The organism is Halobellus marinus, from assembly GCF_032113415.1.
GTDB lineage: Archaea > Halobacteriota > Halobacteria > Halobacteriales > Haloferacaceae > Haloquadratum > Haloquadratum marinus.
The window spans coordinates 1103908-1117505 of sequence record NZ_CP134946.1 but is presented as its reverse complement, the minus strand read 5'-3'; the positions used below and the strand labels follow the sequence as shown (position 1 = coordinate 1117505).

Here is a 13598-nt window from a genome sequence, read left to right as displayed (position 1 = left end):
TCGATTTACGGCTGTTTCAGTTATCATTTGTTGTATTCGCGAGGATGGACTTATTTGGCCGGTCGATCGAACGAGTGTATGAAGCTGCTCGAAACGTACGAACGGCTCCTGTGGTGGTCGATGGACCTCCTCGGCGTCACCAAATCCGTCAGCCGAAAGGTCCTCGCCGCGATCGGGATCCAGTTCGGGGTGTCCGTCGCTCAGGTAGCCCTCCCGTGGGTCGTCAGCGGGCAGATCCAGACGGCGCTGTCGGCGTTTTTCCTCGTCGGCGCGTTCGTCGCGTTCCTCAACACGCTCTTGATCTTCCGTCGCGACATCGTCGAACCGATCGAGGACCTTTCGACGTCGGCGGCGGCAGTCGCAGCCGGCGATCTCTCGTCGTCGCCGCCGACGAGCGACAGGGAAGACGAAGTCGCACGGCTCGTCGCCGACTTCAACGAGATGCACGAGCACCTCGAACTCGTCGCCGCACAGGCGACGGCGATGGCCGACCGCGACTTCGACGATTCGGTCCTCGACGAGAGGATGCCGGGGGAGTTCGGGGATTCCCTGGATCGGATGGCGACGGATCTCACGGCGCACACCCGCGCGCTCCAGCGGCTCGTCGACGCCTTCGGCGAGGCCACCGAGCGTGCCCGGAGCGGAGATCTGACGGCACTCGTTCCCGCGGAGGAACTCGCCGCCGAAGACGACCGCTACGGGGAGGTAGCACGGTCGTACAACGAGTTCGTCCGCACTCTCTCTGCGACGATTGCGGACGTCAAGGAGTTCGCCGACGAGGTCGCGGCGATGAGCGAGGAGGCCCAGCGAAACGTCCAGCGGGCGACCGAGTCGAGCGAGGCGGTCGCGGCCGCGGTCGACGAGATCGAGGAGGGCGCCGAAGACCAGACCGAACACCTCCAGACGGTCGCCTCCGAACTGTCGACGCTTTCGGCCACCGTCGAGGAGATTGCCGCCTCCGCCGACGAGGTCGCCGGGACGGCCGAACGAGCCGCCGAGCGGGGGCGGGACGGCCGCGACGTCGCGACGACGGCGATGGACGAACTCGACGCCGTCGAGGAACAGATCGACGAGACGGCGACGGCGGTCGAGGAACTGGCCGCGTTGATCGAGGAGATCGACGAGATCGCGGAGTTCATCGACGAGATCGGCTCCCAGACCGACCTGCTCGCGATCAACGCCTCGATCGAGGCGGCCCACGCGGGCGACGCCGGGGACGGGTTCGGCGTCGTCGCCCGCGAAGTCAAGTCGCTGGCGGAGGACACCCGCGAGTCCGCCGACGAGGTCTCCGAACTGATCGAGGAGGTCACCGCACGCTCCGAGGAGACCCTCGAGACCGTCCGCGAGACCGACGAGCAGGTCGAATCCAGCGTCGACACCGTCGAGCGCGCCATCTCGGAGTTCGAGTCGATCGTCGACGACGTCGAGGACATCGACGCCAGCGTCCGGGAGGTCAGCGATGCGACCGACCAGCAGGCGCAGTCCTCCCAGGACGTCTCCGCGCGCGTCGACGAGGTCGCGAACATCTCCGAGGAGACCGCCGGGCAGACCAGCGCCGCCGCCGACGACGCCGCCGAGCAGTCCGAGTCCCTCCACGAACTCGAATCGCAGGCGGCCTCGCTCGCCGATCGCGCGACCGGCCTCGACGACCTGGTCGGCTCCTTCGAGGTTATCGACGGCGACGGGAGCGCGTCGGGAACGACACGAGAAGCGGCGGGCGGCGACGGCGACGCAGCCGGCGGCGACGACGCAGCCGATCCCGTCGCAGCGGACAGCGAGTTCGAGTTCGGCACCGACGCCGGGGCGGATCCGAAGCCCGCCTCCTCGGACGACTGATACTGATTACTCTCGTCTCCTAGCCCCGGTCAGGGGCGGATCTGCTAGACACGATCCGTACAGAACTCTCTCACCGGGTGACAGATCGCGTGAAACAGGTGTGTCCGACGGTATCAGCCGTCGGCAGTCTATATCCTTATCCGTCCGCCGGTCGAATCTCCGGGTATGCAACTAGTGCCGGACACGAGCGCGGTCATCGACGGCCGCGTGTCCGAGCGGGTGGCGTCGGACGACGAGGAGGTGTCGGTGCTGGTCCCCGAGGCCGTCGTCGGCGAACTCGAATCGCAGGCCAACGACGGGATCGACACGGGCTGGGAGGGGCTCGAAGAGCTCCAGAAGCTCGCCGAACTCGCCGATTCGGGGGCCGTCGACGTCCGGTACGTCGGCCGGCGGACGAAGCCCAGCGAGTCCACCGGCGCCCACGAGGGCGACATCGACGCGCTGATCCGCGAGATCGCCGAGGAGGAGGGCGGAACACTCCTGACTAGCGACGTCGTGCAGGCGGAGGTCGCGAAGGCGAAGGGGATCGACGTCGAGTACGTCGAACCGCGCGTCCGGGGCTCCGGCGAACTCGTCATCGAGGACTTCTTCGACGAGACGACGATGTCGGTCCACCTCAAGACCGGGACGAAGCCGAAGGCCAAACGCGGCGCCATCGGCGAGATGCGCTACGAGACGATCCGCGAGGAGGCGACCGACGAAGCCACGATGAAAGAGTGGGCCGACGACATCGAGAACACCGCTCGCTCCAGTCCCGACGGCTTCCTGGAACTCTCCGAACCGGGGATGAGTATCGTCCAGTTCCGCGACTACCGGATCGCGGTCGCCCGGCCACCCTTCGCCGACGGTATCGAGATCACCGCCGTGCGGCCGATCGTCAAGACCGATCTGGAAGAATACGAGTACGCCGACGAACTCAAAGACCGCCTGACCGAACGGCAGCGCGGCGTCCTTATCTCCGGGGCACCCGGGGCCGGAAAGTCGACGTTCGCGCAGGCGGTCGCGGAGTTCCTCACCGACAGCGACTTCGCGGTCAAGACGATGGAGAAGCCCCGCGACCTGCAGGTCGGCCCGGACATCACCCAGTACACCGCCCTCGGCGGCGAGATGGCGAAGACCGCCGACTCTTTGCTTTTGGTCCGGCCGGACTACACCATCTACGACGAGGTGCGGAAGACCGACGACTTCGGCGTCTTCGCGGATATGCGCTTAGCCGGCGTCGGGATGGTCGGCGTCGTCCACGCCACCCGGGCGATCGACGCGCTCCAGCGGCTCGTCGGCCGCGTCGAACTCGGGATGATCCCGCAGGTCGTCGACACCGTCGTCTACATCGAGGACGGCCGCGTCGACACCGTCTACGACGTCACGACCGAGGTGAAAGTCCCCGAGGGGCTCACCGCCGAGGACCTCGCGCGGCCGGTCATCCAGGTTGCGGACTTCGAGACCGGCCGGCCGGAATTCGAGATCTACACGTTCAACCGCCAGGTCGTCACCGTCCCCCTCGGCGACGGCGAGAGCGAGGAGACCGGCGTCGACCGCCTCGCCCGCCAGGAGATCGAACGCGAGATCCGCTCGATCGCCCGCGGCCACGTCGAGGTCGAACTCAAGAGCCAGAACACCGCGGTCGTCTACGTCGAGGAGGACGACATCTCCTACGTCATCGGCAAGGGCGGCGGGCGCATCTCCGACGTCGAGGACCGCCTCGGCATCGACATCGACGTCCGGACGCACGACGAAAAACCCGATCGTGGCGGGGCGTCGGCCGGCGGATCGACGGGCGGCGGGTCGGGCCCGTCCGGGAACCCCGGCAGCGACGCCGCCGAGGGCATCGCCGTCACGCCGGAGGTGACCTCCCGGCACGTCGTCATCCGGCTGGACGAACACGTCGGCGAGACCGTCGAGATCCGCGCCGGCGGGGAGTATCTGTTCACCGCGACGGTCGGCCGCGGCGGCGACATCCAGGTTTCACGCGGGAGCGCCATCGCCGACGAACTCGAAGCGGCGATCGACCGTAGCCAGCGGATCACGGTCCATCCGGCCTGATCGGCACAGTTGGGGGCGCCCGTACCGCGGAACCGGACGATTCTTTTCCCGACCCACATTGGGGACGGTATGGACACAGACACGCCCCCAGAGGAGGTCTTCGACGAGCTGTTCGCGACGATCGAAGAGCGCAAGGAGACGCTGCCGGCCGACTCGTATACGGCCTCGCTTTTCACCCACGAGAAGGGCAAAAACGCCGTCCTGGAGAAACTCGGCGAGGAGACGACCGAGGCGATCCTCGCGGCGAAAGACGACGACCGAGACGAACTGTTGGCCGAGAGCGCGGATCTCGTCTACCACCTGCTCGTGTTGCTGGCGATGGAAGAAGCCACGCTGGAGGACCTCCAAGTGGAACTGCGAAATCGGTTCTGAGCGCCCTCGATCTACCGGCGGGACAAGGTGAGTGCCTCGGGGCTTGACCCCGAGGGTGAAACAGACACGATTATGACATAAGCTACCGTATCTTATAGCACAGTTGCGACGTGGGTTAAAGACCTTAATCCGAAGCAACTGCGCGCAGTTGCAGAGAAATGCGACACCTCTCAAAACCCACGCCGAAGGCGTGGTGCGACGGGTGTTGTCGGGCGAGGTGGAGTCGCCGACCCTCACGGACGCACCGGGCGTTCGGGTGTTAATTTCAACCGACCCGTTTCGAGGAGGCCGAGGGGAATTAAATTCGCCTGCGTCTGTCCGTCCGTTTCTGGACGACACAGACAAAACGGTGAAGCCTCGGGGTTTGTCCCCGAGGTACTTCACGCAGGTTCACTCCCGGCGGCGGTGGTCAACGGGGACAATCCTTAGGTACTACGGCCCGTAGTACCGAGTATGAGTACCGGGAGCGACACCGAGAGCGAGACGACCCGTATCACGCGGAAAGGGCAGGTGACCATCCCGAAACAACTCCGCGAAGAGTTTGGTCTCGAGGAAGGTGATGAAGTCCGCTGGGAGAAGACTGAGGACGGCATCAGGGTACGGAAGGCGACCCAATCGGCTGGTCGCGGGATGCTCGTCGACGACGACATCTCCGAGGAGAAGCGAGAGGAAATGGCCGAGGAGATGGAAGTCGAGATCCGCGAGAAGCGACGCACGGAGTGGCAACCGTGACCCGGTACACCGTCGACGGCGTGGCGATGGCCCGGTATCTCGTCGATCGGCTCCCTCCAGCCGCAGACGAGATTTTCGAGCAGGCCGAGCAGGGCGTCGACGTGATCGAAGCGCCGACGGTTGCCGTGAGCGAAGCCATCTGGACGGCGGTCAACAAAAGGAAGATCGCCGGGATCGAGGTCGACACGACACCGAACGCGGTGCTTCGAGGACTCGTGAACGACGGTCCCGTACAGATTGCCTCTACGGACGAGCAGGACCTCGCCGTGTTCGGAAGTCTCATCGACCACTACACGCTGCACGACGCACTGCTCATCGCGACCCACCGGGTGCGCGGCACCGAGGCGATCCTCACGAACGACGAGGAATTCACTGGCGAGAAGACAGTGTGGCGGTGAGATAGCTTACGTTCCTTCGACCGCCGCGTACGACTCGCGCACCGACGGCGAAACCGCAAGCACGAGCATAGCCACCGACTGGACGAGATTGACGTACTGCAGTCGCTCGCCGAACCCGAGGACGAACCCCTCCACGATCGCCCACACTCCGAGCAGGAGTGCGACGCCGACGGCTCCGCGTCGGGCCCACGAGCGACCGTCGGACAGTCCGGTGGCGACGGCGAGCGGGAGGATGCCCAGCGCGACAAACAGGAACACGCCCGGGAGCAGGAAGTCGTCGACCGGCGTCGGCGCCAGCACCGCCGTCGACACGCCGATGATCGACCCCGACGGCGCGAGCAGGAACTGGCCGCCGCCGAGGAGCCCCCGCACGCCGAGAACAGTTAAAAGCGCGATCAGGAGCCACAGCGCGAGCGGTCGGTCGTTCGAGTCACTCGCCATCAGCGGGACGTTCGCGGTCCCGTCAGAAGAATGCGCCCGTCGATTCCCGACCTACCGGAACGACACCCCGAGATCCGACAGGCCGTCGTTGTGCTGTGCGACGTTGATCAGAAGCGGCGTCAGCGACTCCACCTCAGCGGCGTTCGCCAGCCCGCCGGCGTCGAGCGCGCGGAGGCCGTCGATGTCCTCGGCGAGGCCCGCGACGCGGTCCTTCGCGGCCGGGTCGTCGCCGACGAGCAGCGTGTCGATACCGAGCTCCCTGTCGAGGTCGGCGAGCCGACCGGCCGCGAGGTTGTGGAACGCGCCCACGACCGGGACGGGTTCGGGCGCCGCGTCGGCGACGAGTTCGGTCACGCTGCCGGCGCCCGGCAGGTGGGCGTGGAAGCCGTCTTCGTCCCGCTGCATCCCCGCGGCGGGCGTGACGAGCACGTCGTCGCCGTCGAGAGAGTCGGCGACCGACTCGACGGTGTCGGCGACGTGGTACGGGGGCACCGCGAGCACGACGATGTCGGCGCGGTCGGCCGCCATCCCGTTCCGGAAGCCGGTGAGCTTCCGCTCGCGACCGTGCGCCGAAAGCGTCGCCGCGTACTCGTCGGCCGCCGCGTGTGCGTCGTCCGGGTCCCGGGAACCGATCACGACGTCGTGGTCAGTGTGATATCCCCACCGGAGGGCCAGGCCCTCGCCGACCTCACCAGTTCCGCCAAGGAGTGCGATTCGCATAGGCGAGCGTGGGGAAGCGACGCGGTAAAGGGTTGCGTGAGCGGGGACGTCTTCCGGTGTCAGAAGTCTCCCGCCCGCGGCGACGACTGCCCTTCGGCGCGAGTGAGTGGGCCGAGACGGTTGCTCCCACCAGCGCCGGCGTCTCTCGCCCGCTACGGTTCGCTACGCCCCGTCGGCCGCAGCCGGAACGTACACTACCAGGAATCCGAGGAGCGGCGCGAGGACGAGCGTCCCCAAGAGGATAGCGGTCCGGATCGACGTTTCCGGCGGCAGCAACTGCCACAACCCCAGCCCGAGCGCGTCAACGACGAGCACGACGGCCACGAAGCGGAGGAAGTTCGACCGGACGTCGCTCCCGGCTGCGTCAACCATTGGATCTCCGTTCCTCACTCCGCTTCGAACACCAGCGACGGGAGGTCGTTCACGGACTCGACCACGGCGGTCGCGCCGACAGACTTGTACGCCTCACGGCCGGACTCGCCCGTCAGGCCGCCAGTCAGGACGCCGACGCCGTGGTACATCCGTCCGGGATCGGCTGCCGCAGCGTTGACCGCGGTCTTCACGTCGTCGAGGGTGTCGCCCGCGAAGACGACCGTCTCGGCGTCGAAGCGGTCGGCGAGCGTCGTCAGCGCCTCGGGGCTGGGCTTGCCTTCCGTCCAGTCGTCCATCGTGAAGCGGTGCTCGTCGGGAACCGAGAGCCCGACGCGATCGAGCGCAATGTCGGCCTCTGCGGCCGGCCGCCCCGTGAGTACCCCCACGGCGGCGTTCGACTGCAACCGGTCGAGCGTCTCGGAGTCGACCAACACTGGTTCGTCGTGGATGTATCCCGGCGCCTCGAACGGTGGCTCGCCGCCTTCCAGTTCCCGGTAGAGGTCGGTGCCGAGATACAGCGCCTGGAAGACCTCGCGGAGTCGCTCGCGGTCCCAGGCTTCGCGCACGGCCGCGAGATCATCGTCGTCGAGATGGTCGGCCGCGACCGACTCGGCGGCGTCGAGGCCACCGTTCGCCTCTGCTGCGATCCCGTCGGTGAACGTCGACAGCGCGATGGGCTCGCGCTCGTCGACGAGGACGTACAGTGCCGCCGCGTACGTGACGTCCCAGTCGTTGTTGAAGCCGCCCGCATCCTTGAAGCGCTGGACGTCGTCGCGGTCGATCGTCCGGTCGTACAGCCGCTCGACGGACTCCACGATCGCGCGCCGGTAGGAGTCGGCGACGTCGAGGAGCACCCCGTCGATGTCGAGCACGACCGCGTCTGCGTGCATACTCGTAGCGGGCCGGCGGCCGGCCTTAGCGTTGTCCTTTCGGCGCGCCGCGGTGCGGCGGGATGTCGACACACCGCGCGTGAGCGGCTGTCGGGCTGGACCGAGTTAGGAGATATTTTACCGTGGGATCGCCAGAGGGTAGATATGGACTACGACCCGCAGGAACTCGAACGCCGGTGGCGCGAGCGGTGGGCCGACGAGGGTCGCTACGAGGCCGATCCCGCCGACGCGGCGGGCGGCGGCGACGCCGAGGAGGACCCGACGTTCATCACCGTCCCCTACCCCTACCCCAGCGGCGGGATGCACATCGGTCACGCCCGGACGTACACCGTCCCCGACGTCTACGCCCGGTACCGCCGCCAGCGCGGCGACAACGTCCTGTTCCCGATCGCCTGGCACGTCACCGGCACGCCGATCATCGGCGCGGTCGAGCGGCTGAAAAAGCGCGAGGAAGGCCAGCTGTCAGTTCTCAGAGACACCTACAACGTCGCCGAGGACACTCTCGAAGACCTGGAGACGCCGATGGGTTACGCCCACCACTTCATCGAGGACCACTACAAAAAGGGGATGCAGGACCTCGGGCTCTCGATCGACTGGCGCCGGGAGTTCACCACGAACGACGACCGGTACTCGCAGTTCATCACCTGGCAGTACGAGACACTCAGAGACCGCGGCCTGCTGGAGAAGGGCCTGCACCCCGTCAAGTACTGCACCAACGAGGAACAGCCGGTCACCACTCACGATCTGCTGGAGGGCGAGGAGGCCGAGTTCCAGGAGTACACGCTGATCCGCTTCGGGCACGGCGACACGATCGTCCCGATGGCGACGCTCCGCCCCGAGACGGTCCGCGGCGTGACGAACGCCTACATCGACCCCGACGCCGACTACGTGATCGCCGACGTCGACGACGAGGAGTGGTTCGTCTCAGCTCCGGCGATCGAGAAACTCCAGCTTCAGGGCCGGGACGTGGTGCCGAAACGCACTGTCTCCGGCGAACACCTGGTCGGCGAGCGGGTCACCAACCCCATCACCGGTGACGACGTGCTCGTCCTGCCCGCCGAGTTCGTCGACGCCGAGAACGCGACCGGGGTCGTGATGTCCGTGCCAGCGCACTCCCCGGACGACTACATCGCGCTGCAGGAGGCGAAAGCCGACGACGAGCGGCTGGCCGAATACGGGATCGATCCCGCTGAGGTCGACGCGATCGAACCGGTGCCGATCCTCTCGGTCGAGGGCTATGGGGAGATTCCGGCGAAGACAGCGGTCGAGGACGCCGGGATCGACTCCAGCGTCGACCCCGAACTCGAGGAAGTCACCCGGGAACTGTACAACAGCGAGTTCCACAGCGGCCGACTCAACGAGGAGTACGGCGAGTTCGCCGGCGAGGTCGTCGAGGACGTCCGCGGAAAGTTCCGCGACGCCCACCGGGAGTCCGGCGCCTTCGGGACGATGCAGGAGTTCTCCGAGGAGGTCGTCTGCCGCTGCGGCGGCGACGTCGTCGTCGCCGAGCAGGACACCTGGTTCCTGCGTTACAACGACGAGGAATGGAAGCAGAAGGCCCACGACGCCGTCGCGCGGATGGAGGCGATCCCGGAGAACACCCGCGGGGAGTACGATCACACCATCGACTGGCTGAACGAGTGGCCCTGTATCCGGAACTACGGGCTGGGCACTCGGCTCCCGTGGGACGACGAGTTCGTCATCGAACCGCTGTCGGACTCGACGATCTATATGGCCTACTACACCATCGCCCACCGTCTGCAGGAGATCCCCGTCGAGGACCTCGATCGGGACTTCTTCGACGCGCTGTTCTACGGCACCGACGCCGTCGACGACCCAGACGAGCGGGCGCTCGAACTCCGCGAGGAGTGGCAGTACTGGTATCCGGTCACCTATCGCTTCTCCGCGAACGACCTCATCTCGAATCACCTCACCTTCTATCTGTTCCACCACGCGGAGCTGTTCGACCCCGACGAGTGGCCCGAGGGGATCGTGATTATGGGGATGGGCCTCCTGGAAGGCCAGAAGATGTCCTCCTCGAAGGGCCACGTCGTCCTCCCCGGCGCGGCGATCGAGGAGTACGGCGCCGACACGGTGCGCTTCTTCCTGCTCAACTCCGCGGAGCCGTGGCAGGACTACGACTGGCGCGCCGAGCAGGTCGGCGCCGTCCGGAACCAGCTCGAGCGCTTCTGGAACCGGGCCTCGGACGTCATCGAAAATCCCGGCCCGGACGAGCAGCCAGAACTCGCAACGGCGGACCGCTGGCTCCTCTCGCGTCTCCAGCACACCGTCGACGAAGTCACCGAGGCGATGGAGGGCTCCGAGACCCGGACGGCGAGTCAGGCCGCCTTCTACGACTTCGAGGAGGACCTGCGGTGGTACCGCCGCCGCACGGACCGCTCACGGCCGGCCGCCCGCTGGACGCTCCGGAAGACCCTCGAAACCCGGCTTCGGCTGCTCGCGCCGTTCGTGCCGTTCCTCACGAACGAACTCCACGAGGAGTTGACTGGGACGCCCGCCGAGGACGCGCCGTGGCCCGAAGTCGACGAGGATCTGCTCGATCCCGGAATCGAGGCCGCCGAAACGCAGGTCGAGCGTCTCGTCGACGACATCCAGGGGATCCAGCAGTCCCTGCGGAACGCCGAGGAGGACGTGCCCGAGGCCGACCCCGACCGGGTCCGGATCACCGTCGCCGCCGACTGGAAACACGAGGTGTTCGGCACGGTCGCCGAGGTCGGCACCGATCAGGGCCAGGTGATGAGCGAGGTGATGCAGGATCCCGACCTCCGCGAGCGCGGGGACGCCGTCAACGACCTCGTCTCCGAACTGATCGAGTTCGCCCGCGGCCGCGACGACGAACTCGCGGCGCTGGCAGATATCGACGAACGAGACGCATACGAGCGAGCTGCGGACTTTCTCAGCAGCGAGTTCGACGCCGAGATCGTCGTCGAACGCGAGGGCGACGACGCCGACGAGCAGGGCGCCGTGCCGTTCCGGCCGTCGATCGAACTCGAAGCGGCGTAGCCAACTCCATTCCCGGTCTGGATCCCGAGTCGATCCAGAAACAGCCGACTCAGAATCCGATGCCGACGGGGCGAATCAGCCCTTTCCGGCCGCAGTTCGAGCGTCGGTTGCCCCCGCCCGCGACCCGACTCACGAAGGTTTATCACCGTTCGACATCTCAAACGTGACAATGGCAGAGGCAAAACAGGAGAGTCTCGGCGACCTCCCACCGAGTGCGAAGTTGGTCTTCAAGGTGCTCGAATACAACGGTCCCCTGACCCAGAAGGGGATCGTCCAGGAGTCGATGCTTTCGGCTCGGACGGTCCGGTACGCGCTCGAACGGCTCGAAGGGATCGACGTCGTCGACGAGGACGTTTACTTCGCGGACGCACGACAGAACCTCTATCAGCTCACCGACGCCGCGCCGGACACCCACCCCGCAGAGAGCGAGGGCGACGAGGCGGAAGCCTGCTGCGCCGAGTGACGGCCTCGGCCGATCGGCCGGTAGGCCGGCGTTCCCGCAGTTTTCGGGCTGTCGAGTCGCGCTTCTAACCACTAGGACGCACTGAGGAGCGGGGTGCAGGGCCGTTCGCGGAATCTCTCATTTCTCACCCAACGGCGGTCGATCCGCACGAGTAATCAGTTGCGACCGTGAACACCGGGATATGACCGCAGAACGCTGGTGGGTCAGGCTGGCTGCCCGGTGGCTAGCCCGGATCGACGGTGTCTCCGGGATGGTCCGACTGGCGATGCTTGGGATGACTGGACTCTCGACGGCGACGCTGACGCTCCGACAGTACGGCCACGGCGAGTATGCGTGGCCGTTGATCGGCGTAACCCTCGCCGGGACGGTGGTCTTCACGTACCTCTACACGGAGGGCGGCGTCTGGAACCAGATGTCCCGCGACCGGCAGGATCTCTCGAACAACTTCGCGAACCCCTCGATGCGGATGAACAACGAACTCCTCGCGCGGGCGGTGTTGGCCGCCCAGGAGAAACGGCAACTCACTGACGCCGAGCGCGAGGCGATCAAATCGGAGTTGAACGCCGGGTTCGACGAGTATCGCGACGGGATTGAGCTGGAACGGTTCGAGTAGGTCCCCCGGAACAGTCCGGATATCGCTTCCGGGAAGGCTGCCGGCGCAGGAGAAGTTATCCCGGTCCGGACTAGAGAACGACTATGTCACTCTCACTCGACTCCACGCAGTTGGACCGTTACTCCAGACACATCATTATGGACGACGTCGGGCCCGAGGGACAGAAACGCCTGTTGGACTCGGCGGTCCTCGTCGTCGGTGCCGGCGGGTTGGGCTCGCCCGTCATCCAGTATCTCGCGGCCGCTGGCGTCGGCAGGCTCGGGATCGTCGACGACGACGTCGTCGAGCGGAGCAACCTCCAGCGGCAGATCATCCACGGCGACGGCGACATCGGGCGGCCGAAGGTCGAAAGCGCCGCGGAGTTCGTCGCAGATCTGAACCCCGACGTGACCGTCGAGACCTACGAGACGCGACTCTCGAAGGAGAACGTCGCAGATGTCGTCCCCGGACACGACGTCGTCGTCGATGCCTCCGACAACTTCCCGACCCGGTATCTGCTGAACGACTTCTGTCGGCTCCAGGGGATCCCGATCGCCCACGGGTCGATCTACAAGTTCGAGGGGCAGCTGACGACGCTCGTCCCCGGTGGCCCGTGTTACCGGTGTCTCTTCCCCGAAGCGCCTGAACCGGGGACGGTCCCGGACTGTGCCACGACGGGCGTTCTCGGCGTCCTCCCGGGGACGGTTGGCTGCATCCAGGCGACGGAGGCCGTGAAACTCGTTTTGGACGCGGGCGAGCGGCTGGAGGGCCGGCTGCTCTTCTACGACGCGATGGATCTGACCTTCGAGACGGTGCCGTATCAGCAGAATCCCGAGTGTCCGGTCTGCGGCGACGACCCGATCGACTCGATCGACGACGTCGAGTACAGCGCGGTGTGTGCGATCGGCGCCGACTGATACTGAGTACTCTCTCTTCTTAGGGCTGAGCGCCGTCGCCGGGGGTGATGCTCGGCGGGAAGAGACGAGCGTAATCAGTATGAAGCGACCTGTTCAGCCCGGACCGCCGGGGATGGCGTCGACGACGCGTCCGAGGACCGCCGCCTCGGCTTTCCGGAGGTGTTCGGCCGCGGTCCCGACCGCACAGCCGAGTTCGTCGGCGACCGCTTCGAGCGTCGCCGCGCGCGGATCGGCGTAGTAGCCTGCGTCGACCGCGATTCGGAGGGCCGCTCGCTGCCGCGAGGTCAGCGTCGCGGTCGGGTCGGTGAGTCGCCCGTCGTACGGCCGGATCCGCTGGACCGTCACGCCGATATCCCCCGGAAGCGAATCCAGGGCGGTTTCCAGTTCGTCGGCAATCCCGACGAGCGAGAGGTCGAGACGCCGGTCCGCACGGTAGACGACCGGGGGCACCACGACGACGTCGGTCCCGAGAAACGCCGACGTCAGCCTCGCGTCCGCGGCCCGCTGGTCCTCGGTGACGGCCAGATGGAATCCGCGTCGGTTCTCCTCGGTCGCGATTTCGTATTCGAGGATCGACGGCTGGTCGTCGAGCGCATCGGTGTATGCCGCCGGATCGTCGCCGTCGACGAAGAACACGAGCGTGTTCCGCTCGCCGACAGCGGGGTTCCAGTGCCGCAGGTGCGTCGCGCGGAATCCGGGCGTGTCGGCGACGAAGGCGTGCATCGGATGGACGTACGGCGCGGGCAGATCGAGCCGGAGTTGAATCGACCGCATCGACGTCACTGCTCGACGGACAAA

14 protein-coding genes are annotated in these 13598 nt (G+C 66.6%); 9 read left to right on the top strand and 5 right to left on the bottom strand.

The genetic code is table 11. The features are described 5' to 3' along the window. The first annotated feature begins 78 nt into the window (after positions 1 to 78). From RJT37_RS05685 to RJT37_RS05665, 5 genes are all read left to right on the top strand, one after another. Entirely contained in the window at positions 79 to 1836 is a 1758-nt protein-coding gene (locus RJT37_RS05685) for a methyl-accepting chemotaxis protein (RefSeq protein WP_313688528.1), read from the top strand. Between the two features lie 165 nt (positions 1837 to 2001). Further along, positions 2002 to 3879, top strand: coding sequence for a PINc/VapC family ATPase (locus RJT37_RS05680; RefSeq protein WP_313688526.1), 1878 nt, complete (start codon positions 2002 to 2004; stop codon positions 3877 to 3879). A gap of 69 nt (positions 3880 to 3948) precedes the next feature. Continuing rightward, positions 3949 to 4251: a phosphoribosyl-ATP diphosphatase gene (gene hisE / locus RJT37_RS05675; protein ID WP_313688524.1), complete on the top strand. Its 303-nt coding sequence runs from the start codon at positions 3949 to 3951 to the stop codon at positions 4249 to 4251. A 453-nt stretch (positions 4252 to 4704) separates the two neighbouring features. Next, positions 4705 to 4983, top strand: coding sequence for an AbrB/MazE/SpoVT family DNA-binding domain-containing protein (locus RJT37_RS05670; protein WP_313688522.1), 279 nt, complete (start codon positions 4705 to 4707; stop codon positions 4981 to 4983). Then, entirely contained in the window at positions 4980 to 5381 is a 402-nt protein-coding gene (locus RJT37_RS05665; protein WP_313688520.1) for a hypothetical protein, read from the top strand. The genes RJT37_RS05670 and RJT37_RS05665 overlap by 4 nt, the downstream gene beginning before the upstream one ends. A gap of 6 nt (positions 5382 to 5387) precedes the next feature. Here RJT37_RS05665 and RJT37_RS05660 read toward each other — a convergent pair whose 3' ends face one another. The 4 genes from RJT37_RS05660 to RJT37_RS05645 all read right to left on the bottom strand — a co-directional run bounded on the left by RJT37_RS05660 (position 5388) and on the right by RJT37_RS05645 (position 7804). Further along, on the bottom strand, positions 5388 to 5822 hold the full coding sequence (locus RJT37_RS05660; protein WP_313688518.1) for a hypothetical protein: 435 nt from the start codon (positions 5820 to 5822) through the stop codon (positions 5388 to 5390). Positions 5823 to 5873: 51 nt separating this feature from the next. Next, entirely contained in the window at positions 5874 to 6542 is a 669-nt protein-coding gene (gene npdG / locus RJT37_RS05655; protein WP_313688516.1) for an NADPH-dependent F420 reductase, read from the bottom strand. A 162-nt stretch (positions 6543 to 6704) separates the two neighbouring features. Then, on the bottom strand, positions 6705 to 6914 hold the full coding sequence (locus RJT37_RS05650; protein ID WP_313688514.1) for a hypothetical protein: 210 nt from the start codon (positions 6912 to 6914) through the stop codon (positions 6705 to 6707). Positions 6915 to 6928: 14 nt separating this feature from the next. After that, on the bottom strand, positions 6929 to 7804 hold the full coding sequence (locus RJT37_RS05645) for a TIGR01548 family HAD-type hydrolase (RefSeq protein ID WP_313688512.1): 876 nt from the start codon (positions 7802 to 7804) through the stop codon (positions 6929 to 6931). 144 nt (positions 7805 to 7948) lie between these two features. Here RJT37_RS05645 and leuS point away from each other — a divergent pair, with 144 nt between their 5' ends. The 4 genes from leuS (at position 7949) to ubaA (ending at position 12800) form a co-directional block, all read left to right on the top strand. Further along, positions 7949 to 10828, top strand: coding sequence for a leucine--tRNA ligase (leuS, locus tag RJT37_RS05640; RefSeq protein ID WP_313688510.1), 2880 nt, complete (start codon positions 7949 to 7951; stop codon positions 10826 to 10828). Between the two features lie 169 nt (positions 10829 to 10997). Then, positions 10998 to 11291 carry a MarR family transcriptional regulator gene (locus tag RJT37_RS05635; protein ID WP_313688508.1) on the top strand — a complete coding sequence of 98 codons (294 nt, stop codon included), beginning with the start codon at positions 10998 to 11000 and terminating at the stop codon, positions 11289 to 11291. Positions 11292 to 11472: 181 nt separating this feature from the next. After that, positions 11473 to 11904, top strand: coding sequence for a hypothetical protein (locus tag RJT37_RS05630; RefSeq protein WP_313688506.1), 432 nt, complete (start codon positions 11473 to 11475; stop codon positions 11902 to 11904). Positions 11905 to 11987: 83 nt separating this feature from the next. Continuing rightward, entirely contained in the window at positions 11988 to 12800 is an 813-nt protein-coding gene (ubaA, locus tag RJT37_RS05625) for an SAMP-activating enzyme E1 (RefSeq protein WP_313688504.1), read from the top strand. Positions 12801 to 12893: 93 nt separating this feature from the next. Here the strand turns inward: ubaA and RJT37_RS05620 are convergent, their stop codons facing one another. Continuing rightward, positions 12894 to 13574: a helix-turn-helix domain-containing protein gene (locus tag RJT37_RS05620; protein WP_313688503.1), complete on the bottom strand. Its 681-nt coding sequence runs from the start codon at positions 13572 to 13574 to the stop codon at positions 12894 to 12896. Positions 13575 to 13598: the final 24 nt, after the last annotated feature.